This window comes from Flavobacterium polysaccharolyticum, from assembly GCF_038739875.1.
Lineage (GTDB): Bacteria > Bacteroidota > Bacteroidia > Flavobacteriales > Flavobacteriaceae > Flavobacterium > Flavobacterium polysaccharolyticum.
This window is the reverse complement of record NZ_JBCGDP010000014.1, coordinates 25,401-51,415: the sequence shown is the minus strand read 5'-3', so window position 1 is coordinate 51,415 and position 26,015 is coordinate 25,401. Positions and strand designations below refer to the sequence as shown.

Here is a 26,015-nt window from a genome sequence, read left to right as displayed (position 1 = left end):
AGCGGTAAATCTACTATTTTAAAAAGATATTTACAAAACTTACAAGGCATTAATCACCTCATGAACCAAATCTAATACAATTTTAAATTGTTCTTCTTTACCTAAATCTGAATTATCAATTTCTATGGCATCTTTGGCAATAATCAATGGTGAGTCCGCTCTATGAGTATCAATATAATCGCGTTCTTCAACATTTTTTAGCACCTCCTCATAACTTACCTTATCCCCTTTTTGTTGTAACTCAGCAAAACGTCTTTGTGCTCGTGTTGCAGCGCTTGCTGTCATGAAGATTTTCAATTCAGCATCAGGAAAAACAACGGTTCCTATATCGCGACCATCCATAACAATCCCTTTGTTTTTACCCATTTCTTGTTGTTGTTCTACTAATTTAGCTCTCACTTCCGAAACCTCTGCCACTTTACTCACAAAACTAGAGACTTCAATGGTTCTAATTTGGGTTTCCACATTTTCATTATTCAAATACATTTCAGCAAAACCCAAAACTTCATTAAACTGAAACAACAACTGAATGGAAGGTAGCGCAGCAATCAAAGCCGTTTTATCAAATCCTGAAGACGAAATAATATTTTCTTGCATAGCAAAATAAGCTACTGCTCTATACATGGCACCAGTATCTACATAAATATATCCTAATTGTTGGGCTAATTGTTTGGCTAAAGTGCTTTTACCTGTAGACGAAAATCCGTCAATAGCGATAGTAATTTTAGTATTCAAAATGAAGTCGGTTTTTGCAATCTTTTCCACAGAAAATGATTACTGATTTTTAAATAAAGCACAAAGTTAACAAACTCTTATTGCAAGTTCAACGTCAAACCAAACAAACTTGTATTGGCTGCCAAAGTATATCGAGAATAGGAATAATTGAATTTTAGTCGGTTCATTTTCAAACCAAAACCAACAGAAATCCCAGAGAAATGTCGCTTATCAACTACACGTAATTCTTCTCCACGGCGGAAATTATACCCTAATCGCACATTAAAAGCTCTTTTAGGAAACAATTCTACTCCAAAAATAACGTGTCGTAACGCATTATTTACAAAAGAAACTTTTTCCTCAGTTTCGGTTCCATCAATATCTGTCTCTCCACGAACTGGATTTGAAAAACCAACATTCCATTGTTGTAAATTCTCTAAAGTCAAATGCCATCGAATTGGGACATTGTCTAATTCTTGAGATACACCAAGTAGTACCTCTAATGGTAATTTTTCACGGACTCCTGAATAAGTAGTGAATTGTGTTCCTATATTTCTAATCACTAAAGCCCAGTTCACATCATTGCGTTCATCTATAAATACTGCTCCAATATCTATCGCCCCTCCTAAAGAGTTGTAATTCTCTAAAGCAGAAGAGATCACTTTAGCATGGCCACCAATATGTAAATTTGTAAAAGGGATATTATAAGCGTATCCCAAAGAAACCGCTACTTCACTTCCGGTAAAAGAGTTGGTAGCTTGTCCATTTTCATCATACCCATCAAATTTACCGTAATTGACATAATTGATACCCGCTTGAAAAGTTTGTAAGTGCCGATCGTAAGTATATGCGTAGGATGCTGTACCATAACTCACTTCTCCGAAATAACTTCCGTAATTCAGCGCCAATTGATTATGCATTTCTGGATTAATCGAAGCAGGATTGAAATGTGCTTGATTAACATCTTCATCATAAATTGTTACTGTTTTCCCCCCAAGAGCTGCTTGACGTGGAGAAGTAACCAAATTTAAAAACTGATAAGTATACCTTCCTCCTATTTGCCCAAAAACAGGCAAACAAAGTAACATTATGAGTACAACTAAAAGCTTTTTGAATACCCTCAAGATGGTGTTTTTTTTGATTAACTAGAACGATGAAACGAAGATAAAATTATATCCTATAAAAATATGTTTTTCCGTATAAAAAAGAAATTCCAAATTCCAACCTTAATAACTAGCTGAAATTTGGAATAATGATAAAGGTGTATTTTATTTTAACTCTTTGGCATTTTTCACTTTTTGATTCGTAATTGCAATAGCCAAAACTTCACTCATTTCTTTCACATAATGAAAAGTAAGCCCTTCTAAATATTCAGGTTTAATTTCATCAATATCGCTTTGATTTTCGTGACAAAGAATAATTTCTTTGATATTCGCTCTTTTAGCAGCTAATATTTTTTCTTTGATTCCTCCTACAGGCAATACTTTACCTCGTAAAGTTATTTCACCTGTCATTGCTAAGTTTTTCTTCACTCGTTTTTGAGTAAACAAAGAAACCAAAGAAGTCAACATCGCGATACCAGCACTTGGACCATCTTTTGGCGTGGCTCCTTCGGGAACGTGCAGGTGAATATTGTATTTAGAAATAATTTCAGGATTCAAGCCCAATAACTCAGCATTTGCCTTGATGTATTCTAATGCTATGGTCGCTGATTCTTTCATCACATTACCTAAATTTCCAGTAATCGTCATACTTCCTTTACCTGGAGAAATCAATGATTCTATGAATAAAATATCACCACCAACACTTGTCCAAGCCAGACCTGTAACTACTCCAGCCACATCATTGCTTTCGTATTTATCGCGTTCTAATCTTGGTACGCCTAGTACTTTTACGATATCCTCGTCGGTAACTTTTTTATTATACTCCTCCTCCATCGCAACCGATTTGGCTGCATTTCGAACGATTTGAGCTATTTTATTCTCCAAACCACGAACACCAGATTCTCTAGTATAGCCTTCGATGATTTTTTCTAATTGCTTTTTACCAATAGTCAAATCTTTAGAAGTCAAACCATGAGCTTCTAATTGTTTTGAGAATAAATGTTTTTTTGCAATCTCAACTTTTTCCTCAATGGTATACCCAGACATCTTAATTACTTCCATACGATCTTTTAAGGCAGGCTGTATCGTAGACATCGTATTTGAAGTAGCAATAAACATTACTTTAGACAGGTCATATCCCATTTCAAGGAAGTTATCATAAAAAGCATTGTTTTGCTCTGGATCCAATACTTCTAATAAAGCTGAAGAAGGATCGCCGTTATGACTACTCGATAATTTATCAATTTCATCTAATACAAAAACAGGATTAGAAGTACCTGCTTTTTTCAGACTTTGAATAATTCGTCCTGGCATAGCTCCAATGTAGGTTTTACGGTGACCACGAATCTCTGCTTCATCGCGTAGACCACCCAAAGAAATACGAACATATTCTCTTCCCAGAGCCTCAGCAACTGAACGACCAATAGAAGTTTTACCTACACCCGGAGGACCTGTCAAACAAATAATTGGCGACTTCATGTCGTTTCTTAGTTTAAGAACCGCTAAATGCTCAATCATTCGTTTTTTGACATCTTCTAGACCAAAATGATCTTTATCCAATACTTTTTGAGCATGTTTTAAATCAAAATTGTCTTTTGAAAATTCGCCCCAAGGCAATTCTAAAAACAATTCCAAATAATTTCTCTGAATTCCGAAATCTGGAGCCTGAGGATTCATTCTACGCATTTTGGACAACTCTTTTTCGAAGTGTTGTTGCGTTTTTTCGTCCCATTTTTTGGTTTTGGCCTTTTGACTCATTTCGTCCATTTCTTCCTCTTGCGAAACACCTCCCAATTCTTCTTGGATGGTTTTCATTTGCTGGTGCAAGAAATACTCTCTTTGTTGTTGGTCTAAGTCAAAACGAACTTTCGATTGAATGTCATTCTTCAACTCTAACTTTTGCAATTCGACATTCATAAATCGCAAAGTCTCTAATGCACGCTCTTTTAATCCATTAATAGCCAATAAATCTTGTTTTTCTTTTACAGAGAGATTCATATTGGAAGAAACAAAATTCACCAAAAACGATTGACTTTCGATGTTTTTGATAGCAAAAGTAGCTTCGGTTGGAATATTTGGACTTTCTTGAATAATCTTAATGGCTAATTCTTTGATTGAATCAATGATTGCGGAGAATTCAGTATCATTTTTTCGAGGTCTTTTTTCTGAAACTTCTTTAATGCTAGCCGTAATATAAGGATCTTCACTTACTACTTCATCAATTTCGAAGCGCTTTTTTCCTTGAAGAATTACGGTAACATTACCATCAGGCATTTTTAGGACGCGTAGAATTCTGGCTACAGTTCCTATTTTGTTGATATCATTTTTGGAAGGATCTTCGTCGGCTTCGTTGATTTGAGCCACTACTCCAATTACTTTTCCAGAAGCATTGGCATCATTGATTAATTTGATGGATTTATCTCTTCCTGCAGAAATTGGAATTACTACTCCAGGAAACAACACCGTATTGCGCAAAGGCAAAATAGGTAAGGTTTCGGGCAATGTTTCGTTATTCATTTCCTCCTCGTCTTCACGAGTTAAAAGAGGAATTAAATCTGATTCGGAATCAAATTCTTGAAGTGACAAGTTGTCAATTGTAAGTATTTTGTGGTTTGACATATCGTTATTAAGTCATTTTGTCATTAAATGAAAAATCATTCGATGCAAAGTTAATGATTTATACTTTTTATTTATCTGGAATTCAACACTTATGCTGTGTAGCGTAGTAGAATTCATGGTACCAAAGACAATCTTTGTGCCAGAGCTTTTAAAACGAAAAAGGTAAAGGTATATTTTATAGTTTGCCAGCAAAAGAAAAACAATACTAACTACTAGCCCCGATGGCAGTGGCATCCTTTGCTTTTTTTCTTTAGAAAATCAAAGATAGAACGAACAGCGGGACGATGCTTACAAAAAAGCCAAATTTTTCTGCTCCAAAAGTAAAGAACGAGATTGAAAACGAGTAATGCTATCCTAAAATACGTTTATTTTGATACCTTTAAATTCTTTTTTACAAAAAACTGTAACACTGCCAAAAAAGGAACGTCTTTCATTAAAACGATCAATAGCTACTTGTCCTATCAACAATTACATATAGAAGAATTGGTTACACTATGCCAACAACAAAACCAAAAGGCTCAATTTGAAGTCTATAATAGGTATTGCAAGGCAATGTATAATGTGGCTTTTCGTATGGTGAAAGATGAGCATTTTGCAGAAGATGTGATGCAGGAGAGTTTTTTGAAGGCGTTTACTAAAATTGACTCCTACAAAAAAGAAGTGGCTTTTGGTGCTTGGTTAAAACGTATCGTAATCAATTACAGCATTGATTTTTGCAAGAAGAACAACAAGCTTAAGGTGGATGATTTTGAGAAAAATTTATATAAAATTGAAGACAAAGAAACTGAATTTACTGAAGTTGTCAACTTTGATGAAATAAAAGTAAAAGAGGTTTTGCTAGCTATACAGTCATTGAAAAGCAGTTACAGTACGGTTTTGACTTTGTTTTATATCGAAGGTTACGATCAAGAAGAGATTAGCGAAATCCTAAAAATAAGTTATGCGAATTGTAGAACAACTTTGAGCAGAGCGAAGGAAAGTTTAAGAAATAAATTACGTGAATATGACAAATGAAGATGAAAAATTAGACCAATTGTTTACCAAATTCGACTCAGAATGGGATGTTTTAGCGATGCCCAATAATCATGAGAGTCGGTTTTTGAACAAGCTTGAGAACACCAGTATCAAAAGAAAGAAAAGAAATGTATATACTACGATTGCTATTGCAGCAACTTTGGTAGTGATGTTTAGTTTATCCTTCTTTTTTAAGCCTGAAGCCAAGAGCAATCATTTGACTTTTGCTTCGAAAGAAACCAAACAAACCGATTCAATTTTTACGGTTTTAATCAAACATGAATTAAATAAATTAAAGGAAAAAAATTCACCTCGCAATCAAAAAATAATTGCTGATGCGCTACAACAAATGAAAATTCTAGACAATGATTATCAAAAAATAATCAAAGAAATTGCCACTAATGGTGAAAACAAACAAATTATCTATGCCATGATTAGCAATTTACAAACTCGAATTTCATTCTTGCAAAATGTATTGACTCAAATTGAAGCAACAGAACAACTTAATACTCAAAATGATGAAAAAACTTTATAAAACTATTATTGTATTCCTGCTATTTCCGATGCTTGGTTTTGCGAATGACGATGCAATTATTACAAAGCAAAAAAACATCAAAAAAGCCTTCATAGTCAACGATGATGCAGGAATTGACATTACCAACTCCTATGGAACGGTATTCGTAACGACTTGGGATGAAAACAAGATTGAACTTGATATTTTGATAAAAGTAAGCGGTGACAATGAAAACTGGGTCAATCAAAAATTAAATGATATTGCCATTGATATCAATGCCTTGAAATCAATGGTGACAGCAAGAACCCAAATTGAAAATAATAATTACCGCTCCAAAGGCAGAAACAACAGTTTTGAAATAAATTATGTTATTAAAATTCCAAAAAATGGTAACGTATCTATTGACAACAAATACGGAAATATATCCACTACCGATTTGAATGCTCCAACAAACATTCTTTGCAAATATGGAAAGATTACCATGGGTAGATTGAATAGCAATAAAAATAACATTATTATAGAATACTGTTCTAACTCAAGCATTGTTTATTTAAAAAATGGCTACATCACTGGACGTTACTCAGGACTTAGTATTGATGCGCTTTCGAAAATAGATTTAATCTCAGATTATACAGACACAACTATTGGTGATGCTGGCGATGTAAAATATACCAGCAAATATGGGACGGTGAAAATCAAAGAAGTAAATTCACTGGAAGGCATAGGAAACTACTTGACCATAAAAGTAGGAACGCTGAACAATCAGCTCAAATTACAAACCAAATACAGCAGCATAGACGTTGGATTAGTACAAGCGAAAGCCAACTCAATTGCTATAAATGCGGGCTATACGGGAGTAAAAATAGGTTTTAGTACCAATTATGCTTTCGATTTTGATGTAACCCTTCGTTATGCCGACTTCAAATACGATAGCGATTTTGAATTCTTGAACAAAGCTGAGACCAATTACACCAAAAATTTTAACGGCTATTACAAGAAAAAAGGAGTGAATACAGTCGTAATTACCTCTGAATACGGAAATGTTGCATTAACTAAAAAACTATAACTACAAAAAACAATACTTATGAAAAATCTATCTATCTCGAGTGTTTTACTACTCACTTTTAGCTCATTTTTGTCCTATGGGCAATGGAATATGGGAAAACAAATTAAAGGCAACGGGAATGTAATTACAGAAACCCGAACAACAACAAGTTATGATGCGATAAAAGTTTCTGGCTTTTTTGATGTGGACTTGGTATCAGGAAAAGAAGGTAGTATCACTATCAAAGGAGAACAAAATATTTTGGATTATATTGATGTGGAAGTGGTAGACAATGTCCTAAAAATTGGAACCGAAAAAGGATACCATTTTAAACTATCCCCAGGGAAATCCGTACACATCACGATTCCTTTTCAATCTATTAATGGCCTGGTATTAAGTGGATCTGGCGATATTGTAAGTAAAGATGTTATCAAAACGGATGCTTTTGACGCTAAACTTTCGGGTTCTGGTGATTTAAAATTAGCTGTAGATGCTCAAAAGTTCAACATGAGTTTGAGTGGTTCAGGAGATATTGTTTTAACCGGTCACACTGATAATTTCTCGAGTAGCATTTCGGGTTCAGGAGACATCAATGCTTCCGACTTAAAATCAAAAACAGTAAGTGTTAGTATTTCAGGTTCTGGTGATACGAAAGTAAGCTGTTCCGAAAGCTTATACGCAAGAGTATCAGGTTCAGGAGATATTGTGTATTATGGAAACCCTACCAAAAAAGACACCAAAGTGGTAGGCTCTGGTGAGATTTCTAAAGGTTAATTATTTTTGTTTTTTAGTAACTAAAAGCGTCTTTATTTAAGACGCTTTTTTTGATGGAACACGTTTTAACAAAAGAACTGCAATGAAGAAGAATAAAGCCAAGAAAACAATGGCAAATCTTGGACTTCCAGTCACTTGATCAATTATACCATACACACACATACCGATAACGATCCCAACTTTTTCGGCCACATCATAAAAACTAAAAAAGGAAGCAGTATCTGTAGTTTCTGGTAAAAATTTAGAATAAGTTGAGCGTGATAACGCCTGAATTCCTCCCATAACTAAGCCTACAAAAGCAGCCATTACATAAAACTGCGTGGGCAATGTTATTATAAAAGCTCCAACACAAAGTAGAATCCAAATTGTGTTAATTACAATTAATGTCTTGATATTACCGAATTTTTCAGAAGCTTTAGAAGTCAAATAAGCTCCTAAAACTGCAACTAATTGAATCAATAAAATACAAATAATCAGCCCAGTAGTACTATCTTCCTTAGTTTTCCATTCGATTTCTTGGGCACCAAAATAAGTAGCTACTAACATCACTGTTTGAACTGCCATACTTGAAACAAAAAAACCATATAAATATCGTTTCAATGAAAGGTTTTCACTCAAAATAAACCATACTTTTTTTAGTTCCTTAAATCCATTGAAAATAATATCTTTATTGATGGATTCTCCTGTTTTTTTATTTCCTTTGGGTAAAAAGTAATAAGTATACTGACTGAATAAAATCCACCAAACTCCTACCATCACAAACGAGTAGCGCATAGCTTTCATTGCAGCTACTCCTTCGGTTCCTGTGATCCCAAACCATTTTGGCTTCATAATCATAGCCAAATTGATAATCAATAAAACCACACTCCCAATGTATCCCAAAGAATAACCTTTGGCACTAATCGCATCTTGTTGTTCTGTAAAAGCAATATCAGGTAGATAGGAATTATAAAAAACTAAACTTCCCCAATACCCCAATAATCCAAGAAAATAGAATAACAATCCACTATAAATTGAATCTAAATCGAACCAATACAACCCCATACAGGACAAAGCACCTAGGTAGCAAAAAAACTTCATAAAGCTTTTTTTATTCCCCACGTAATCTGCTATTCCAGATAACAAAGGAGAGATAAAAGCAACTACTAAAAAAGCTAAAGCTGTAATAAAACTTATTAAAGCAGAGTTTTTTAAATGCATTCCAAAAACGTCGATATAATGACTTTTGTCTGCAAATAAAGCCTCATAAAATATTGGAAAAACAGCCGATGCAATAGTTAAAGTATATACTGAATTCGCCCAATCATAGAATGCCCAAGCATTTAATAATTTCTTATCTCCTTTTTGTAAGTTTCCCATAGAATATAGATTCTTTTTTTAGTTATGTAAATGTATCTTTTTTCTTGAATTCAAAAAACAAAATTACTTTAAATAATAGCAAAAAAAGCCAAGTATAGACTTGGCTTTGATGTTAATTTATATCTTTCGACTAATATATTTTACCAAATTTTGCTGCAATAGCTTTAGCTTGTGGTACTAAATTTTGCAAATTAGCAACTCGAGTTGCGTCTGAAGGGTGAGTACTCATAAATTCTGGTTGAGATTTAGCTCCAGATTGTTCGGCCATGCGTTTCCAAAATGCGATTGCTTCTTGTGGGTTATACCCCGCTATTGCCATTAAAGTCAAACCAATTTTGTCAGCCTCACTCTCATGCCCGCGACTAAAAGGTAACATTACACCTACTTGTGAACCTACTCCATATAATTGTTGCCACATGTTTTGACTCTCTGCAGATTGTCCGCCAGTTAAAACCGCTAGTCCAACGGCGCCAATACCTTGCAATTGAGCTGCACTCATTCGCTGCGCACCATGATTGGCTAATGCATGTGAGACTTCATGAGCCATAACGGTAGCTAATCCAGCATCGTCTTTGGTTACTGGCAAAATTCCAGTGTAAACTACAATTTTTCCACCAGGCAAACACCAAGCATTCAAATCTTTGTTTTCTACCAACTTATATTCCCATCGATAGTCGTTCAAATATTGGTTTTGCCCTATAGAAGTTAAATACTTCTCGGCAGCATCTTTTATTTTAATTCCAATACTTTCCACTCTTTTGGCATCTGCAGTTCCTTGAACCACTTTGTTTTCTTTCAAAAATTGACCATATTGTTGAAATGAAGCTGGAAACAACTCACTATTCGAAACAAGGTTCAATGTTTTCTTTCCTGTCATCGGATTAGTGGCGCAAGAACTACCCAACAACAAAACGAGAATTGTAATAAAAAAAGAATACTTTTTCATAATTTTATTTTTTTATAACACTCAAAATTAACGCATTTTTTAGGCCTTTTACAATTATTTAGTCGTGTAATATAACTTTACTTTTTTGAATTTTTATTACAAAAAAAGTCTAACCACACTGTTTACAACCATAAACAAAAAAACTCATAGCATTATAAAAACTATGAGATTGTATTATAGATAAGACTAGCTATTTCTCTTAAATACTATAAAATTAAAAAGCAACATTCCATCTTGGCAATTTACCATTTTCATCTAAAAAGCTTTGCAAAACTTGTCCTTCAACACTTGTTGGAATAGCTTTTACATCACTGTTAAAAGTTTCGTACCAAACCACTTCAAGCGATGATATACCTTCTAATTTCATTTGCGCAGGCCAAGAATACTTTCTACCTGTTTTTGCAAATTGATGTCCTTCGACAATCTTTTCAGCTAAACCGCCTTTTTTAATTTTTAAAGAACCATCATTCTGTACGGTTCCAGAAGAACCAACCATTATTAGTTCTCTATCTGATGTCAAATCATATACCAAAAACACACCACATCCGTCTGAAGCATTACAAACTTGCTCTAAACTATCGTCTGAAGTAAACACAAAACTATTGGTAACTTTAAACTTTTCTAACTCTTTATACATCTTATTTTTTTTTAAACAAAATGCCTCACAAAATCGTGAGGCATTTTGAGATTTATAATTTGAAATCAGGAAACTATCCTAAAACTTCTTTTACTTTTTTACCAATTTCAGCTGGAGAATCTACAACGTGAATTCCGTTTTCTCTCATAATTTGTTTTTTTGCTTCTGCTGTATCGTCAGAACCTCCAACGATTGCACCTGCATGTCCCATGGTACGTCCAGCTGGAGCTGTAACTCCTGCAATAAAACCTACAACTGGTTTACGGTTTCCATCAGCTTTGATCCATTTAGCAGCATCAGCTTCTAATTGACCACCAATTTCACCAATCATTACGATACATTCTGTTTCAGGGTCATTCATCAATAATTCTACAGCTTCTTTGGTTGTAGTCCCAATAATTGGATCTCCACCAATTCCAATAGCTGTTGTAATACCTAAACCTTGTTTTACAACTTGGTCAGCAGCTTCATAAGTCAACGTTCCAGATTTAGAAACGATTCCAACAGTTCCTTTTTTGAAAACAAAACCTGGCATAATTCCAACTTTTGCTTCGCCTGGCGTAATCACACCTGGACAGTTTGGTCCGATTAATCTAGCCTTTCTTTCTTTAACATAAGCATTAGCTTTGATCATATCTGCTACAGGAATACCTTCTGTAATAGCAATAATCACTTTAATACCAGCATCAGCCGCTTCCATAATAGCGTCAGCAGCAAAGGCAGGTGGAACAAAAATGATAGTAGTATCAGCTCCTGCTTGTTCTACAGCATCTTTTACTGTATTAAAAACTGGCAAATCTAAGTGTGTAGAACCACCTTTTCCTGGAGTTACACCACCTACAACATTTGTTCCGTATTCAATCATTTGAGAAGCATGGAAAGTTCCTTCGCTCCCTGTGAATCCTTGAACAATAATTTTAGAATCTTTATTAACTAAAACACTCATGATATATTTTTTAAGTAGTTTTTAAAATTGTGTTGCAAAAGTAAGGTTTTTGAAATTATTTCAAACTCATTTAGTATCAAATTATTTATGATAATTGACTCATTTGATACCCTCGGTATAATTTATTGTCTTTAATTTCCCAAATAGTCATAAAATGAGCCAATAATATTTCTTCTCGTGGGTTCTCAATCGTTTTCACAAAATGAGAATATCGCACAGAAATCAACTCATTTTCTTCGACAATGTGACTAATTCTGGCTTTTGATCTTACATAAGCTCTATGTAATTGATTGGCTAAATCTATCAAAGAATCATAATTCAATTGAACAAAACCCTCTGTTGAATACCAATCAATAATAATTTCTGGATGAATAAACTCCTTTAAAATTGTACTATCAATCAAAGCATCCGATTTGTAAAATGCTTTAACAAAATCTTTTGCAGACATATTATTTTAATTTGTTTAAAATATCAGGTATCTTTTTGATATTGGCTAACTGCTTTAATTTTTCTCTAGATTCTTGTATTGGTGTTCCAAAATAAGATTTACCTCCTTCTACCGATTTAGTAACCCCCGTTTGTCCCATAACTACTGCTTTAGAACCAATGGTTATCCCGCTAGTAGTTCCTACTTGTCCCCATAAAGTGACCTCATCTTCAATTATAACGCAACCCGCAATTCCCGTTTGAGATGCAATCAAGCATTTTTTACCAATCACTGTATCGTGCCCTACATGAACTTGATTATCCAATTTAGTTCCTTCCCCAATAGTTGTATCGCCAGTAACTCCTTTATCAATAGTACATAGAGCACCAATACCCACATTATCTTCAATAACGACTCTTCCTCCAGAAATAAGTTGATCAAAGCCTGTTTCCCTTTTTTTATAATAAAAAGCATCAGCACCTAAAACCGTTCCTGAATGAATAATTACGTTGTTTCCTATTACGGTATTATCATAGATTGCTACATTTGAATGAATCAGGCAATTGTCACCAATAACGACTCCGTTCCCAATAAAAACATTAGGTTGTATCACAGTATCTGTACCAATCTTTGCTGATGGGCTTATCGCCACACTTGAAGCAACAAATGGATTAAAATGTCTAGTTAAAGTATTAAAATCTCTAAAAGGATCATCAGAAATCAAGAGTGCTTTACCTTCTGGACAAGCCACTTCTTTGTTAATCAAAATAATAGTAGCTGCAGATTGCAATGCCTTGTCATAGTATTTAGGATGATCTACAAACACTATATCACCTGGCTCTACTACGTGTATTTCATTCATTCCCAAAACTGGAAACGAAGCATCTCCAACAAAAGTGCAGTCGATTAATGTAGCTATATCTTGTAAGGAATATTTTTTGTGGAATTTCATATGTGTATTTTAGTTTGGTGATCACATATGGTATCGCCAGATTTCAAGTTAGTATGCGACGAAATCTATTTTGGCGACTTCATAAAATCATTTGTTTTAAAACAAAGTTTTCAGTCATAGACACAATTCTATAGACAAATTGCAAACTACGACTGAAAAACTAAACTTATAAAATTATTCCTTTACACGTTCCATGTAAGAACTAGTAGCAGTATCAATTTTAATTTTGTCACCTTCATTAATAAAAAGAGGAACATTAATTGTTGCACCCGTCTCAACAGTAGCTGGTTTTGTGGCATTTGTTGCAGTATTCCCTTTTACTCCTGGCTCAGTATAAGTAACTTCCAAGACTACAGATGGAGCCATATCAACTGAAAGTGGTAAATCAGTCTCAGTATTAATCTGAATCATTACATTTTCGCCTTCTTTTAACAAATCTGGTGCATCTAATACATTTCTGTTTAGGGTAATTTGTTCAAAAGTTTCTGCATTCATAAAATGAAATTCATTACCTTCTGGATACAAAAACTGGAAAGTATGTGTTTCCACACGCACTACATCAATCTTATGTCCTGCTGAAAAAGTATTATCCAACACTTTACCATTCGTTACAGACTTCAATTTTGTTCTAACAAAAGCCGGTCCTTTTCCTGGTTTAACGTGAAGAAATTCAATAATTTTATAAATATCGTGATTGTGTTTTATGCAAAGTCCGTTTTTAATATCTGAAGTAGATGCCATTTTTTTTTATTTAATAATTGTTGTTTATTTTTTTAATAATTCCCTGAATAACCTTTCATTACTCCTCTCGAAGAGTTACGAATAAAATCAATTATTTCATCACGCTCTGGAGTCGCTTCCATTTCAGCCTCAATAATACCTAAGGCCTGCGTTGTATTATAATTTTTTTGATACAAAATTCTATAAATATCTTGAATTTCTTTGATTTTTTCGGTGGAAAAACCTCTTCTTCTTAATCCTACTGAATTAATACCCACATAAGACAAAGGCTCTTTTGCCGCTTTGGTAAAAGGAGGCACATCTTTTCTTACTAAAGATCCACCAGATACCATAGCGTGATCTCCAATATGTATGAATTGGTGTACTGCTGCTAAACCGCCAATAACGGCATATTTCCCAACAATAACATGACCTGCTAAAGCAACGCCATTTACAATAATTGCGTTGTCTCCAATATGACAATCGTGAGCAATATGAGCTGTAGCCATTACCAAACAATTATTTCCCAAAGTGGTCTGACCTGAAGCAATGGTACCTCTGTTGATCGTTACACACTCTCTAATAGTACAATTATCTCCAATGATAGCCAAAGAATCTTCTCCACCAAATTTTAAATCTTGGGGAACTGCAGAAATTACGGCTCCTGGAAAAATATTACAATTTTTACCAATTCGAGCGCCTTCCATAATGGTTACATTCGAACCTATCCATGTTCCATCACCAATAACCACATTATTATGAATGGTAGTAAAAGGTTCTATTACTACATTTTTGGCAATTTTTGCCCCTGGATGTACATATGCTAATGGTTGATTCATTTTTTTTGTTTAATCGTTTAGCTGTTGTATTGAATGAATCGAACATTCGAGTCCTCAACTCAACAAAGAAATTATTGTTTTCTAGCAATTTGAGCCATTAATTCTGCTTCTGCTACTAATTTTCCATTAGCATAAGCGTTAGCTTGCATATGACATATTCCCCTTCTAATTGGTGTAATCAAATCACATTTAAATATTAAAGTGTCTCCCGGAAGTACTTTGTGCTTGAACTTAACTTTATCAATTTTCATAAAGAAAGTCAGATAATTTTCTGGATCAGGAACGGTACTCAATACTAAAATTCCACCCGTTTGAGCCATCGCTTCTACAATCAAAACACCAGGCATAACGGGTGCATCTGGGAAATGCCCCACAAAGAAATTTTCATTCATGGTGACATTTTTCATTCCCACTACATAAGTATCCGTCATTTCAATGATGCGATCAATCAATAAAAATGGAGGTCTATGAGGTAAAACAGACATAATTTTATGAATATCCATCAAAGGCTCTTGATTCAAATCATAAACTGGCACATAATTACGTTGTTCAATTTTAATCAATTTTGCCATTTTTTTAGCAAATTGAGTGTTTACATAATGCCCTGGTTTATTAGCGATAACTTTTCCTTGAATTTTTGTTCCAATTAAAGCCAAATCTCCAACAACATCTAATAGTTTGTGTCTAGCCGCCTCATTTGGATAATGTAACGTCAGGTTATCCAAAATTCCGTTTGGAGTAACTGAAATCGATTCTTTACCAAAAGCGACTTTAAGATTCTCCATTGTACTTGCAGATATTTCTTTATCTACATATACAATAGCATTATTAAGGTCGCCACCTTTGATCAATCCATTATCCAAAAGTGATTCTAATTCATGCAAAAAACTAAAAGTTCTTGATTCGCTAATTTCAGTTTTAAAATCAGCAATACTTTTCATGGTAGCATTTTGAGTACCCAAAATTTTAGTTCCAAAATCAACCATAGTAGTTACACTGTAATGATCATTTGGCATCACTAAAATCTCACTACCAGTAGTTTCATCTGTAAACGAAATAATTTCTTTTACAACATATACATTACGATTGGCATTTTGTTCTTCGATACCTGCTTTTTCAATAGCTTCTACAAAGTATTTTGAAGAACCATCCATAATAGGTAATTCTGAAGCATCAAGCTCAATAATCACATTATCTAGATCACAACCTTCTAATGCTGCCAAAACATGCTCTGGCGTTTGAATTTTAACTCCTAACTTTTCTAAGTTTGTACCTCTTTGTGTATTTACTACATAATTAGCATCCGCTTCAATGATTGGTTGTCCTTCAAGATCAACTCTTATAAATGTAAAACCATTATTTACTGGTGCAGGTTTAAAAGTCATTGTTACTTCTTTACCTGTATGTAATCCAACACCGGTTAATGAAATTTCCGTCTTGATGGTTTTCTGTTTAACCATTATTTCCATGTTTTTGATTTATTATTTTCTTTAATTCTTCTAGCTCGGCTACCAATTGGGGCAGTTTTTTAAAATAAACATACGATTTATTAAAATCGTTATATCCAAATGTGGGGCTGCCTTGAAGTATTTCATCATCTTTTACATTTCTAGTTACTCCAGACTGTGCTTGAATTCTAACATTATCTCCAAGAATAACGTGACCTGAGATCCCAACTTGACCACCAATCATGCCATTCTTACCTATTTTTGAAGACCCAGCAATACCAGTCTGAGCAGCAATTACAGTATTTTCTCCTATCTCTACATTGTGTGCAATCTGTATCTGATTGTCTAATTTCACACCACGTTTAATAATCGTAGAACCCAAAGTAGCTCTATCTATAGTAGTATTTGCTCCTACGTCTACCCCATCTTCTAGAATAACATTTCCTATTTGAGGAATTTTATCAAAAGTTCCATCTGGCTTTGGCACAAAACCAAACCCGTCAGAACCTAAAACCACTCCAGAATGCAAGACACAATCATTTCCAATCACTGTCTCGGAATAAATATTAACGCCGGCAAAAATAGTAACATTATTACCAATGACAACATTGTCACCAATAAAACAATTCGGATATATTTTGACATTATGACCAATAATAACATTTTGACCAATGTAACTAAAGCTACCCAAATACAAGTTGTCCCCATATTTTACAGAATCAGAAATAACGGAAGGTTGCTCTATCCCAGATTTATTTCTTTTAACTTCATTGTAAAATTCTAACAGCTTAGTAAAGGAGGCATAAGCATCTTTTACTTTAATTAAGGTTGTTGTTATTGGAGACTCTGGCTCAAAAGTATCATTAACAATGGTTATAGATGCCTGAGTTGAATATATATAATTTAGATACTTGGGATTTGACAAAAAAGTCAATGAGCCCTCCGTACCTTCTTCAATTTTCGATAATCTTGAAACTGAAGCGCTCGGATTACCAACTACTTCACCCTCTAAGATACCCGCTATTTGTTCTGCTGTAAATTTCATCTTATTTAATTGTATTATTCATAAGAATAAGATGGAACTCTCTATAATACGTTCTGCTTATTTTCGAAAATAAATTAATGGTTCGTTTCATCGCGACAAAAATATAAAAAATAGGTTTTAATTGTTAAAAATTATAACAGTTGTTTTGGGAAACAGATGTAATACTTTGTAACAAACTTAGATACAGATTTAAAATTCAATTGATCGGAAGCATCAACTATATCCTCGATAGTTTTGTCTTTTTTGAGGATACGGATAGGTTCAGCTTCTTTGCTGTAAGCTTGATTTTTTATTTTCCCTCTAAAAATAAAGTAATTAGCCTCGGCTAATGAAATATTATTTTCTGATACAAATTGCTCTTTTAGCGGCAATAATTCTTCAGTAGTCACTTTTTCACTACTCAACTTTATTTTCAATAAGTCGCGATTAATAATCATTTTACTCAATGAAGATAGAATAAAATCAGAATGATCTTGCCAAGATTTAAGAGCACTTATAATATCAAAATCATCTAATTTGGAAAACAAATTCAAAGTATCAGCATCAAAAGTTTCCATCGTCACCTTGTGATGCATAAAAAAAGACAGGGGCGCACTAGCTTTCAACTCCTCGCCTTTCATGGTAAGTTCTTTTGCTCGTTTTAAAATTTTAGTCAAAATAGACTCGGCAACCAAACTCGTTTTATGAAGATATACTTGCCAATACATCAATCGGCGTGACATTAAAAACTTTTCGACTGAGTAAATCCCTTTTTCTTCAATCACCAAAACATCATCAACCACATTCATCATTTGAATAATACGCTCAGAATTTACATTTCCTTCCGACACTCCAGAATAAAAACTATCTCTTTTCAAATAATCCATTCGATCCATATCCAACTGACTAGAAATCAATTGTAACATAAACTTTCGATGATACTCCCCTTTAAAAACTTGAATAGCTAAACTCAATTTACCATCAAATTCCTTATTTAATTGTTGCATAAACAATAGAGAAATAGCTTCATGATGCACATCTTCTACAATACTACTTTCCATAGCATGAGAAAAAGGTCCATGACCAATATCGTGCAATAATATAGCTATATACAAAGCGTTTTCTTCTTCAGGAGATAAAACTACTCCCTTAAAGCGAAGCGATTCAACAGCCTTTTGCATGATATGCATACAACCTAATGCATGATGAAAACGGGTATGATTAGCTCCTGGATATACCAAGTAAGACAAACCCATTTGAGAAATTCGGCGGAGACGTTGAAAATATGGATGTTGAATTAAATCGTAAATGAGCGCGTTGGGAATTGTAATAAACCCATAAATAGGATCATTAAATATTTTAAGTTTGTTGATTTGACTCACTTCTAGTTATTTTTTTAGGACGACAAATATAAGCAATTTAGATTTTACGTCATTTACCTCAAGAAAGTTAATAATTACAAGCATACTGTAAACCAACATAAAAGTTATTTCTTGATAAAGAAAAACCAAATAAATAGCTAAAAAAAACACAATAGCACTTCAAAGCCTAATATATTTAATTAATTTGGCTAAAAGTTTTACTAATTTTGAATGTTTTACCACCAAATATGGATACAATAAAAATACTTTGGGTAGATGATGAAATCGACTTGCTCAAACCACATATTCTGTTCTTAGAAAAGAAAAATTATAGTGTTACTACCTGTAACAATGGCCTTGACGCAGTAGCTATTTTTGAAGAAAATAATTTCGACATTGTTTTTTTAGATGAAAATATGCCTGGAATGAGCGGTTTAGAGACTCTTTCAGAAATGAAAGAAAAAAAATCTGCGATCCCTATGATTATGATTACCAAAAGTGAAGAAGAATACATCATGGAAGAAGCTATTGGATCTAAAATCGCGGATTACTTAATAAAACCCGTTAATCCTAATCAAATTCTCCTAAGCTTAAAAAAGAATCTCGACCACTCGAGATTAATTTCTCAAAAAACAACCTTGGACTATCAAAAGGAATTTAGAAAAATTACCCTAGAGATGGCTATGGTTAATACTTATGAAGATTGGATTGAACTCTACAAAAAATTACTATTTTGGGAATTAGAATTAGAAAACATAGATGATCAAAGCATGATTGAGATTTTAGAATCTCAAAAAATTGAAGCCAATTCGCAATTTGGTAAATTCATAGAACGCAATTACGAAGATTGGTTTGCCACAAAAAACGATACCAAAGGAAAATCCGAGCGTAATACTAAACCCATTCAATCGCATACACTATTCAAAGAATTAGTTGTCCCTGAAATTCTAAAGAAAGACAAACCAGTACTTTTTGTTGTGATTGATAATCTAAGATACGACCAATGGAAAGCTTTCGAAAATGTGGTATCTAATTATTACAAACTTGAAAAAGAAGTCCCTTACTACTCGATTCTTCCCACAGCAACGCAATATGCTCGAAATGCTATTTTTTCAGGATTAACTCCACTAGAAATGGAGAAGAAATTTCCGCAATATTGGAAAAACGACCCAGAAGAAGGTGGCAAAAATTTATATGAAGCAGAATTCCTTAGCGCACAATTAAAAAGATTAGGACTAAATTTAAAAGAAGATTATTTCAAAATAACAAACCTTGCAGGTGGAAAAAAACTAGCAGAAAGTTTTAAATCATTAAAAGAAAATGACCTTGTAACCATTGTTTACAATTTTGTAGATATGCTATCACATGCAAAGACAGAAATGGATGTGGTGAAAGAATTAGCATCAGACGATAAAGCCTATCGCTCTTTAACCTTAAGTTGGTTTAAAAACTCACCTTTATTAGAAATTATTCAGCAAGCTCAAAAATTAGGTTTTAAATTGATTTTGACAACCGATCACGGTACAATAAATGTCAAAAATCCATCTAAAGTAGTTGGCGATAAAAACACGAGTTTGAATTTAAGATACAAAACCGGTAGAAGCTTGACCTATGAGCAAAAAGACGTTTATGCAGTAAAAGACCCAAAGGAAATTGGACTACCTGCAATAAATATGACTAGTTCATATATTTTTGCAAAAAATGATTTGTTTTTGGCCTACGTAAACAATTACAACCATTATGTGAGTTATTACAAAAACACCTATCAACACGGCGGAATTTCATTAGAGGAAATGATTATACCATTTTTAGTTTTTAATCCAAAGTAATTATTAACTAATTGTTTACAATGAATATAGTAAAGAGAAACTATAACCAATAAATGCCATTCAGCAATTCATAAATTTTACAAGAATGACAATAACATTTTCAATCGAACAACTTGATCAAGTTGCTAAACAAATACTAGAGAAAAGCCCCAATAAAGTGCTATTATTCAATGGGGAAATGGGTGCAGGAAAAACCACCTTGATAAAAAAAATATGTGAAAATTTAGGAGTTAATGAACCTACAAGCAGTCCAACCTTTTCTTTAGTTAATGAATACTATACCATTAATAATCAATATATTTATCATTTTGATTGTTATCGATTAAAAACAGAAATCGAAGCTTTGGATATGGGAATTGATGAATACCTATACTCTGGACATTGGTGTTTTATAGAATGGGCTGAAAAAATCACAAATCTCATTCCTGAACAACATTCGGTTATTACAATAGAAGTGCAATCTAACGGAAACCGAAAACTGATATTAGAATAAAAAGCCGTTCCCAAGATGAAAAAACCAAAGACCAATGTAGACATTATCGCTTTTTCACTTACTCACAAAGAAGCTATTAAAACATTAAATTTAGAATGGTTGCAAAAATATTTTAAGGTAGAGCCGAAAGACGAATTGGTACTGAATAACCCTGTTGAGGAGATTATAAATAAAGGCGGAAAAATATATTATGCGCAACATTTAGACGAAATAATAGGTACTGTTTCTTTATTAAAAATAGACGCAACTACTTTTGAATTATCCAAAATGGCCGTTACCGAAAAAGCTCAAGGATTAGGAATTGGGAGACAACTAATAGAATTTTGTATAAAAGAAGCCCATAAACTGGGCATCCAAAAGTTGATTTTATATTCAAACAAACAATTAAAATCTGCACTGCACTTGTATGAATCATTTGGTTTTAAAGAAATTCCTGTAGAATCTGGCATATACGAAAGAGCCGATATCAAAATGGAACTACTTTTAACATAGACAAAAAGAGTTCCTGCATTCTAAACTCAAAATAATTAAATACTTTTTGTAAATTGTACGCTTAAATTTTTAACAATTATGTCGATTAGCCCATTCACCAAACAACAGTTAATGCCCCAAGAAGAAAAATTGGAGGTTGCCAGACATAAAAGTGAGCTTTTCATTGGGATTCCAAAGGAAACCAGCTATCAAGAAAGACGAATTTGCTTAACTCCGGACGCTGTTAATTCGCTAACCTTTCAAGGCCATCGGGTAATGATTGAATCAGGTGCTGGTGAAAGCTCAAGCTACAGCGACAAAGAATATTGTGATGCGGGTGCCGAAGTAACTAAAGATACCGCAAAAGTCTTTAGTTGTCCGATGATATTAAAAGTAGAACCGCCTACACTCGCAGAAATAGAAATGCTCAACAACAAAGCAATAATTCTATCTGCCATTCAATTAAAAACCAGACAAAAAGCTTATTTTGAAGCTTTAGCAAGAAAAAAAATTACGGCTTTAGCCTTTGAATACATTAAAGATGGTGACGGTTCCTATCCCGCAGTAAAATCTTTGAGCGAAATTGCAGGAACTGCCTCTATTTTAGTTGCCGCAGAATTAATGATTACCACAGAATTTGGAAAAGGATTACTATTCGGTAACATAACAGGAGTTCCACCAACTGAAGTAGTGATTTTGGGCGCCGGAACTGTGGGTGAGTTTGCTGCAAAAACAGCCATTGGACTTGGTGCTAATGTAAAAGTATTTGATAATTCCATTACAAAATTAAGACGTTTACAAAACAATTTAAACCAACGCATATTCACTTCAACTATCCAACCTAAAGCTTTATTAAAAGCCTTAAGAAGGTGTGATGTGGCTATTGGAGCGATGCGAGGCAAAGAGCGATGTCCAATTGTAGTCACGGAAACTATGGTCGAACATATGAAAAAGGGCGCAGTCATCGTTGATGTAAGCATAGATACTGGTGGTTGTTTCGAAACCTCCGAGGTAACCACTCATGAAAAACCAACCTTCATTAAAAGCAATGTATTACACTATTGCGTGCCCAATATACCTTCTCGCTATTCCAAAACAGCTTCGCTATCCATAAGCAATATCATTACCCCCTATCTACTACAAATTGCTGAAGATGGCGGCATTGAAAGCGCGATACGTTGTAATAAAGGACTTAAAAATGGAGTGTATTTGTACCACGGCATCCTTACAAACAAAGCAATAGGAGAATGGTTTGATATTCAAGATAACGATATTAATTTAATTGTTTTTTAAGTTAAGTTTCAATTACCTTTGCAAAAAAATTACTTCATGAAATTTACATATCGTTTCGCTTATTATTTGATTGGTTTATTGATGGGATTATTTGTGGTAGCTGCTATCTTTTCTGGCAAAGACACCCGCTGTAATTATTTTCCAAACGCACGTGTGTTGAATGATTTAAGAAACAAACCCTTTGTATACTCTGACAAAGCTTCTCAAATTCTAAACGAAAAATGGGTCGACACCGCAGATATTAAAAACACTTTACAATTTGGTGATGTAGATTTTGACAAAAGCAACCTTCCTCTTGAAAAAGGAAAACTTTACACCGTTTACGGAAAAACTGCCAAAAATCAAGAAATCACTGTAGAAGTAATTAATTACTCAGACAAAGCAGTTTTAAGAGATATTATCAAAAAATAATTACAACCAATCAATAGGTTGTAAACCATTAGAGATTAAATAAGTATTGGTTTGTGAAAAATGTCTATTTCCAAACCATTTTCCTTGATTGGCGCTCATAGGAGAAGGATGTCCAGATTCTAATACTAAATGTTGATTTCTATCAATTTTGTTGCCTTTCTTTTGCGCAAAACTTCCCCAAAGTAAAAAAACAAGCTGCTGTTTTTCAGAAGCTAATTTTTCGATAACAACGTCTGTAAATCGACTCCAAGCTAAATGTTTGTGGCTATTGGGACTGTCTTTTCGCACACTCAAAGTAGCATTCAACAACAAAACTCCTTGTTTTGCCCACGCTTTTAAATTTCCAGAAGTAGGCATAAAAATAGCCCCCAAATCATCCGTCAACTCTCTGTAAATATTACGTAAAGAAGGTGGAATTTTAACTCCATCATTCACCGAAAAGCTCAAACCATTGGCCTCGCCTTCTCCATGATAAGGGTCTTGACCAATAATCACCACTTTTACATCTTCTAAAGCACAATGATTAAAAGCTGAAAAAATCAAGTCTTTTGATGGAAAACAAGTATGATTTTGATATTCTTCATCAACCTCTTGCATCAAGTTCAAGAAAAAGTCTTTTTGAATTTCTTCGGATAAAAAGGTTTGCCAAGAAGGATTAAGATTGGATAGCATACTCTAAATTTATTCTACAAAGATACACTAAGATTCAGAAAAAGCTTCGAGAAAATATTATACAACATTACTTAGTTGCTTTCTGAAGCTGCCTAAAATAACATTATGTTTCTCCTTGAAATAGTCTTATTTTTGCATACCAAAATTAAACGATTTCATGATTGCTATCACCGAAAAAACATTACAAGATTTACAATTCCCCACCGTGCTCGAAACCCTATCGGATATTTGCAATACCGATATTGGTAAAGAGAAAGCATTAAAAATAACGCCTTTCAAAGAGAAAGAAACGTTGATGGAAGCTTTGTTGCAAACTTCAGAATATGTTTCTTCTTTTCAAAATAACAATGCCATTCCAAATCATGGATTTGACGCCATTACTTATGAAATCAAATTTCTTGGGATTGAAGATAGCTTTCTTGAAGTAGGAAGTTTTAGAAAAATTGCTACGCTCTCCAGCACAAGTAATTTCTTGCTGAATTTCCTAAAAAAATTCGAAGACTATTATCCTAACTTGAATGCTAGAGCCGCTAGAGTAGAATACACCAAAAATATTATTACGCAAATTGATGAAGTCGTAGACAAATATGGTGAAATCAAAGACAATGCTTCTCCAGATTTACTCAATATTCGAAGAAATATGAATGTGGTTCGAGGTAAGGTAAACCAAAGTTTTGGCGTGGCCTTATCTCAATATAACGGCTTGGGATATTTGGATGACATCAAAGAAAGTTTTGTTCAAAATCGTAGAGTTTTAGCTGTTTTGGCGATGTATCGCAGAAAAGTAAAAGGCACCATTTTAGGCAGCTCAAAAACAGGCAGTATTGCTTACATCGAACCAGAAGCTACTTTGAGATATTCGCGTGAATTGAGCAATCTAGAATATGAAGAAAAGGAAGAAATCACCCGAATCTTAAAGCAATTATCAAACGCTATTCGTCCTTATTTGCCTTTGCTTATCGAATACCAAGAGTTTTTGAGTGATATTGATGTTATTGCTGCGAAAGCCAAATATGCTAACAAAATCAATGCTATTTTACCTCAAATCAGTGAAGAAAGAAGGTTGTTTCTAAGAGATGCTTACCATCCTATTTTGTATTTGAACAACAAACAAAAGAACGAAGTTACGCATCCGCAAACTATAGAACTCAACCAAGATAACCGAATCATTGTTATTTCTGGACCCAATGCTGGTGGAAAAACCATTTCCTTAAAGACCGTTGGCTTATTGCAATTAATGTTGCAATCGGGTATGTTGATTCCGGTACACGAACGCAGTGAAACCTTTTTGTTTGACCGAATTCTAACGGATATTGGCGACAATCAATCCATAGAAAATCATTTGAGTACGTATAGTTATCGCTTAAAAAACATGAATTATTTTCTAAAAAAATGCAATAGAAAAACCATGTTTTTGATTGATGAGTTTGGTACAGGTTCCGACCCAGATTTGGGTGGGGCACTTGCCGAAATTTTCTTGGAAGAATTTTACCATCGTGAAGCTTTTGGAATCATTACGACCCACTACTCCAATTTAAAGATTTTGGCTAATGAATTGCCTTGTGCACAAAATGCCAATATGCTTTTTGATGAGAAAACATTAGAGCCGTTGTATAAACTCGTTTTGGGACAAGCAGGTAGTTCTTTTACTTTTGAAGTAGCACAGAAAAATGGAATTCCGTTTGGCTTAATTAATCGTGCCAAAAAGAAAATCGAAACCGGAAAAGTACGTTTTGACAAGACCATTGCTACGTTGCAAAAAGAACGTTCCAAACTCGAAAAAACCTCTCAAGTATTAAAAGAGGAAGAATCCAAAGCTAGAGAGGAAAGCAAAAAAATGGAAAACATCAATGTGAAAATCAAGCAAAAACTGGAAAGCTATCAGGAATTGTATGACAGCAATCAGAAGACAATTTACATTGGACAAAAAATAGAAGATATTTCAGAGAAATATTTCAATAACAAGAACAAAAAAGAACTTATCGGAGAGTTTTTGAAAATTATTGAAATAGAAAACTCTAAGCGCAAAAAGGTTTCTGCCAAAGAAGCCAAAGTTATCACCGAAAAGAAAAAAGAGATTATCAAAGAGGTTGAAGTGAAAGTCGAGGAAATCAGAACAATCAAAAAAGAGAAGAAACTAAAACCCGTTGTTGAAAAACCAAAACCTATTTTAAAATTAGGCGATAGAGTAAGGATGGCTGATGGAAAAGCAGTAGGAACGATTGATAGTATTGAGAAAAATAAAGCTACTGTTAATTACGGTATTTTTACCTCGAAAGTAAGTTTAGACGAATTAGAATTAGTGGAAGCAGTTAAAAAATAAAAAAACGACCGCAAATTCGCAAATTTTTAATCGTATAAGAATTAATTTTACAAGCACTTTATTTACCTGCAAGGTCTTTTT

25 protein-coding genes are annotated in these 26,015 nt (G+C 33.8%); 10 read left to right on the top strand and 15 right to left on the bottom strand.

The window, feature by feature from the left end; all coding sequences use genetic code 11:
* Positions 1-39 precede the first annotated feature (39 nt).
* The 3 genes from cmk to lon form a co-directional block, all read right to left on the bottom strand.
* Positions 40-735 (bottom strand): (d)CMP kinase, encoded by a 696-nt coding sequence (gene cmk, locus WFZ86_RS13990; RefSeq protein ID WP_342692507.1) that lies wholly within the window; start codon positions 733-735, stop codon positions 40-42.
* A 77-nt stretch (positions 736-812) separates the two neighbouring features.
* The gene (porQ, locus tag WFZ86_RS13985) at positions 813-1,838 is read right to left on the bottom strand and encodes a type IX secretion system protein PorQ (RefSeq protein ID WP_342692506.1); all 1,026 of its coding nucleotides are present in this window, start codon (positions 1,836-1,838) and stop codon (positions 813-815) included.
* A gap of 144 nt (positions 1,839-1,982) precedes the next feature.
* On the bottom strand, positions 1,983-4,436 hold the full coding sequence (lon, locus tag WFZ86_RS13980) for an endopeptidase La (RefSeq protein WP_342692505.1): 2,454 nt from the start codon (positions 4,434-4,436) through the stop codon (positions 1,983-1,985).
* A 333-nt stretch (positions 4,437-4,769) separates the two neighbouring features.
* Between lon and WFZ86_RS13975 the strand changes: the two genes are divergently transcribed.
* The 4 genes from WFZ86_RS13975 to WFZ86_RS13960 are packed head-to-tail and all read left to right on the top strand — an operon-like array spanning position 4,770 to position 7,783.
* Positions 4,770-5,450, top strand: a complete 681-nt coding sequence (locus WFZ86_RS13975; protein ID WP_425402879.1) for an RNA polymerase sigma factor — start codon at positions 4,770-4,772, stop codon at positions 5,448-5,450.
* Positions 5,440-5,985: an anti-sigma factor gene (locus WFZ86_RS13970; RefSeq protein WP_342692504.1), complete on the top strand. Its 546-nt coding sequence runs from the start codon at positions 5,440-5,442 to the stop codon at positions 5,983-5,985. The genes WFZ86_RS13975 and WFZ86_RS13970 overlap by 11 nt, the downstream gene beginning before the upstream one ends.
* A complete protein-coding gene (locus tag WFZ86_RS13965; protein WP_342692503.1) occupies positions 5,966-7,030 on the top strand; it encodes a hypothetical protein in 1,065 nt (354 codons plus the stop codon). Before WFZ86_RS13970 ends, WFZ86_RS13965 begins: the two co-directional genes overlap by 20 nt.
* Before the next feature lie 18 nt (positions 7,031-7,048).
* Positions 7,049-7,783, top strand: a complete 735-nt coding sequence (locus WFZ86_RS13960) for a head GIN domain-containing protein (RefSeq protein ID WP_342692502.1) — start codon at positions 7,049-7,051, stop codon at positions 7,781-7,783.
* Between the two features lie 36 nt (positions 7,784-7,819).
* On the opposite strand, the gene WFZ86_RS13955 is transcribed toward WFZ86_RS13960, so the two are convergent.
* The 11 genes from WFZ86_RS13955 to WFZ86_RS13905 all read right to left on the bottom strand — a co-directional run bounded on the left by WFZ86_RS13955 (position 7,820) and on the right by WFZ86_RS13905 (position 18,463).
* Positions 7,820-9,142: an MFS transporter gene (locus tag WFZ86_RS13955; RefSeq protein ID WP_342692501.1), complete on the bottom strand. Its 1,323-nt coding sequence runs from the start codon at positions 9,140-9,142 to the stop codon at positions 7,820-7,822.
* Between the two features lie 130 nt (positions 9,143-9,272).
* Positions 9,273-10,088, bottom strand: a complete 816-nt coding sequence (locus WFZ86_RS13950; RefSeq protein ID WP_342692500.1) for a M48 family metallopeptidase — start codon at positions 10,086-10,088, stop codon at positions 9,273-9,275.
* 214 nt (positions 10,089-10,302) lie between these two features.
* The gene (locus WFZ86_RS13945; RefSeq protein WP_342692499.1) at positions 10,303-10,725 is read right to left on the bottom strand and encodes a hypothetical protein; all 423 of its coding nucleotides are present in this window, start codon (positions 10,723-10,725) and stop codon (positions 10,303-10,305) included.
* A gap of 73 nt (positions 10,726-10,798) precedes the next feature.
* Entirely contained in the window at positions 10,799-11,671 is an 873-nt protein-coding gene (gene sucD / locus WFZ86_RS13940; protein ID WP_342692498.1) for a succinate--CoA ligase subunit alpha, read from the bottom strand.
* An 85-nt stretch (positions 11,672-11,756) separates the two neighbouring features.
* Positions 11,757-12,119 (bottom strand): nuclear transport factor 2 family protein, encoded by a 363-nt coding sequence (locus WFZ86_RS13935; protein ID WP_342692497.1) that lies wholly within the window; start codon positions 12,117-12,119, stop codon positions 11,757-11,759.
* A gap of 1 nt (position 12,120) precedes the next feature.
* A complete protein-coding gene (locus WFZ86_RS13930; protein WP_342692496.1) occupies positions 12,121-13,050 on the bottom strand; it encodes a UDP-3-O-(3-hydroxymyristoyl)glucosamine N-acyltransferase in 930 nt (309 codons plus the stop codon).
* Positions 13,051-13,224: 174 nt separating this feature from the next.
* The gene (gene efp, locus WFZ86_RS13925) at positions 13,225-13,791 is read right to left on the bottom strand and encodes an elongation factor P (RefSeq protein WP_159684879.1); all 567 of its coding nucleotides are present in this window, start codon (positions 13,789-13,791) and stop codon (positions 13,225-13,227) included.
* Positions 13,792-13,823: 32 nt separating this feature from the next.
* A complete protein-coding gene (gene lpxA, locus WFZ86_RS13920; protein ID WP_342692495.1) occupies positions 13,824-14,609 on the bottom strand; it encodes an acyl-ACP--UDP-N-acetylglucosamine O-acyltransferase in 786 nt (261 codons plus the stop codon).
* Positions 14,610-14,680: 71 nt separating this feature from the next.
* Positions 14,681-16,069, bottom strand: a complete 1,389-nt coding sequence (locus WFZ86_RS13915) for a bifunctional UDP-3-O-[3-hydroxymyristoyl] N-acetylglucosamine deacetylase/3-hydroxyacyl-ACP dehydratase (protein ID WP_342692494.1) — start codon at positions 16,067-16,069, stop codon at positions 14,681-14,683.
* A complete protein-coding gene (gene lpxD / locus WFZ86_RS13910) occupies positions 16,062-17,102 on the bottom strand; it encodes a UDP-3-O-(3-hydroxymyristoyl)glucosamine N-acyltransferase (RefSeq protein ID WP_342692493.1) in 1,041 nt (346 codons plus the stop codon). The genes WFZ86_RS13915 and lpxD overlap by 8 nt, the downstream gene beginning before the upstream one ends.
* A gap of 131 nt (positions 17,103-17,233) precedes the next feature.
* Positions 17,234-18,463: an HD domain-containing protein gene (locus WFZ86_RS13905; RefSeq protein ID WP_342692492.1), complete on the bottom strand. Its 1,230-nt coding sequence runs from the start codon at positions 18,461-18,463 to the stop codon at positions 17,234-17,236.
* Between the two features lie 227 nt (positions 18,464-18,690).
* Here WFZ86_RS13905 and porX point away from each other — a divergent pair, with 227 nt between their 5' ends.
* The 5 genes from porX to WFZ86_RS13880 all read left to right on the top strand — a co-directional run bounded on the left by porX (position 18,691) and on the right by WFZ86_RS13880 (position 22,939).
* Positions 18,691-20,271, top strand: a complete 1,581-nt coding sequence (gene porX / locus WFZ86_RS13900) for a T9SS response regulator signal transducer PorX (protein ID WP_342692491.1) — start codon at positions 18,691-18,693, stop codon at positions 20,269-20,271.
* 85 nt (positions 20,272-20,356) lie between these two features.
* The gene (gene tsaE / locus WFZ86_RS13895) at positions 20,357-20,764 is read left to right on the top strand and encodes a tRNA (adenosine(37)-N6)-threonylcarbamoyltransferase complex ATPase subunit type 1 TsaE (RefSeq protein WP_342692490.1); all 408 of its coding nucleotides are present in this window, start codon (positions 20,357-20,359) and stop codon (positions 20,762-20,764) included.
* 15 nt (positions 20,765-20,779) lie between these two features.
* Positions 20,780-21,256 (top strand): GNAT family N-acetyltransferase, encoded by a 477-nt coding sequence (locus tag WFZ86_RS13890; RefSeq protein WP_342692489.1) that lies wholly within the window; start codon positions 20,780-20,782, stop codon positions 21,254-21,256.
* A 78-nt stretch (positions 21,257-21,334) separates the two neighbouring features.
* Positions 21,335-22,528, top strand: coding sequence for an alanine dehydrogenase (locus tag WFZ86_RS13885; protein ID WP_342692488.1), 1,194 nt, complete (start codon positions 21,335-21,337; stop codon positions 22,526-22,528).
* A gap of 36 nt (positions 22,529-22,564) precedes the next feature.
* The gene (locus tag WFZ86_RS13880) at positions 22,565-22,939 is read left to right on the top strand and encodes a DUF4258 domain-containing protein (RefSeq protein WP_342692487.1); all 375 of its coding nucleotides are present in this window, start codon (positions 22,565-22,567) and stop codon (positions 22,937-22,939) included.
* On the opposite strand, the gene ung is transcribed toward WFZ86_RS13880, so the two are convergent.
* Positions 22,940-23,611: a uracil-DNA glycosylase gene (ung, locus tag WFZ86_RS13875; protein WP_342692486.1), complete on the bottom strand. Its 672-nt coding sequence runs from the start codon at positions 23,609-23,611 to the stop codon at positions 22,940-22,942.
* Between the two features lie 157 nt (positions 23,612-23,768).
* On the opposite strand from ung, the gene WFZ86_RS13870 reads away from it, so the two are divergent.
* Positions 23,769-25,934, top strand: coding sequence for an endonuclease MutS2 (locus WFZ86_RS13870; protein ID WP_342692485.1), 2,166 nt, complete (start codon positions 23,769-23,771; stop codon positions 25,932-25,934).
* Positions 25,935-26,015 lie beyond the last annotated feature (81 nt).

Bases quoted from the DNA above. Each gene is read 5' to 3' on its own strand.
- WFZ86_RS13870 (WP_342692485.1), top strand. From the start codon at position 23,769: ATGATTGCTATCACCGAAAAAACATTACAAGATTTACAATTCCCCACC.
- lpxD (WP_342692493.1), bottom strand. From the start codon at position 17,102: ATGAAATTTACAGCAGAACAAATAGCGGGTATCTTAGAGGGTGAAGTA.
- lon (WP_342692505.1), bottom strand. From the start codon at position 4,436: ATGTCAAACCACAAAATACTTACAATTGACAACTTGTCACTTCAAGAA.
- WFZ86_RS13950 (WP_342692500.1), bottom strand. From the start codon at position 10,088: ATGAAAAAGTATTCTTTTTTTATTACAATTCTCGTTTTGTTGTTGGGT.
- WFZ86_RS13960 (WP_342692502.1), top strand. From the start codon at position 7,049: ATGAAAAATCTATCTATCTCGAGTGTTTTACTACTCACTTTTAGCTCA.
- ung (WP_342692486.1), bottom strand. From the start codon at position 23,611: ATGCTATCCAATCTTAATCCTTCTTGGCAAACCTTTTTATCCGAAGAA.
- WFZ86_RS13945 (WP_342692499.1), bottom strand. From the start codon at position 10,725: ATGTATAAAGAGTTAGAAAAGTTTAAAGTTACCAATAGTTTTGTGTTT.
- WFZ86_RS13885 (WP_342692488.1), top strand. From the start codon at position 21,335: ATGTCGATTAGCCCATTCACCAAACAACAGTTAATGCCCCAAGAAGAA.
- porX (WP_342692491.1), top strand. From the start codon at position 18,691: ATGGATACAATAAAAATACTTTGGGTAGATGATGAAATCGACTTGCTC.
- WFZ86_RS13930 (WP_342692496.1), bottom strand. From the start codon at position 13,050: ATGAAATTCCACAAAAAATATTCCTTACAAGATATAGCTACATTAATC.
- WFZ86_RS13880 (WP_342692487.1), top strand. From the start codon at position 22,565: ATGAAATTTACATATCGTTTCGCTTATTATTTGATTGGTTTATTGATG.
- sucD (WP_342692498.1), bottom strand. From the start codon at position 11,671: ATGAGTGTTTTAGTTAATAAAGATTCTAAAATTATTGTTCAAGGATTC.
- WFZ86_RS13890 (WP_342692489.1), top strand. From the start codon at position 20,780: ATGAAAAAACCAAAGACCAATGTAGACATTATCGCTTTTTCACTTACT.
- efp (WP_159684879.1), bottom strand. From the start codon at position 13,791: ATGGCATCTACTTCAGATATTAAAAACGGACTTTGCATAAAACACAAT.
- WFZ86_RS13915 (WP_342692494.1), bottom strand. From the start codon at position 16,069: ATGGTTAAACAGAAAACCATCAAGACGGAAATTTCATTAACCGGTGTT.
- tsaE (WP_342692490.1), top strand. From the start codon at position 20,357: ATGACAATAACATTTTCAATCGAACAACTTGATCAAGTTGCTAAACAA.
- WFZ86_RS13965 (WP_342692503.1), top strand. From the start codon at position 5,966: ATGATGAAAAAACTTTATAAAACTATTATTGTATTCCTGCTATTTCCG.
- WFZ86_RS13970 (WP_342692504.1), top strand. From the start codon at position 5,440: ATGACAAATGAAGATGAAAAATTAGACCAATTGTTTACCAAATTCGAC.
- WFZ86_RS13955 (WP_342692501.1), bottom strand. From the start codon at position 9,142: ATGGGAAACTTACAAAAAGGAGATAAGAAATTATTAAATGCTTGGGCA.
- lpxA (WP_342692495.1), bottom strand. From the start codon at position 14,609: ATGAATCAACCATTAGCATATGTACATCCAGGGGCAAAAATTGCCAAA.
- WFZ86_RS13935 (WP_342692497.1), bottom strand. From the start codon at position 12,119: ATGTCTGCAAAAGATTTTGTTAAAGCATTTTACAAATCGGATGCTTTG.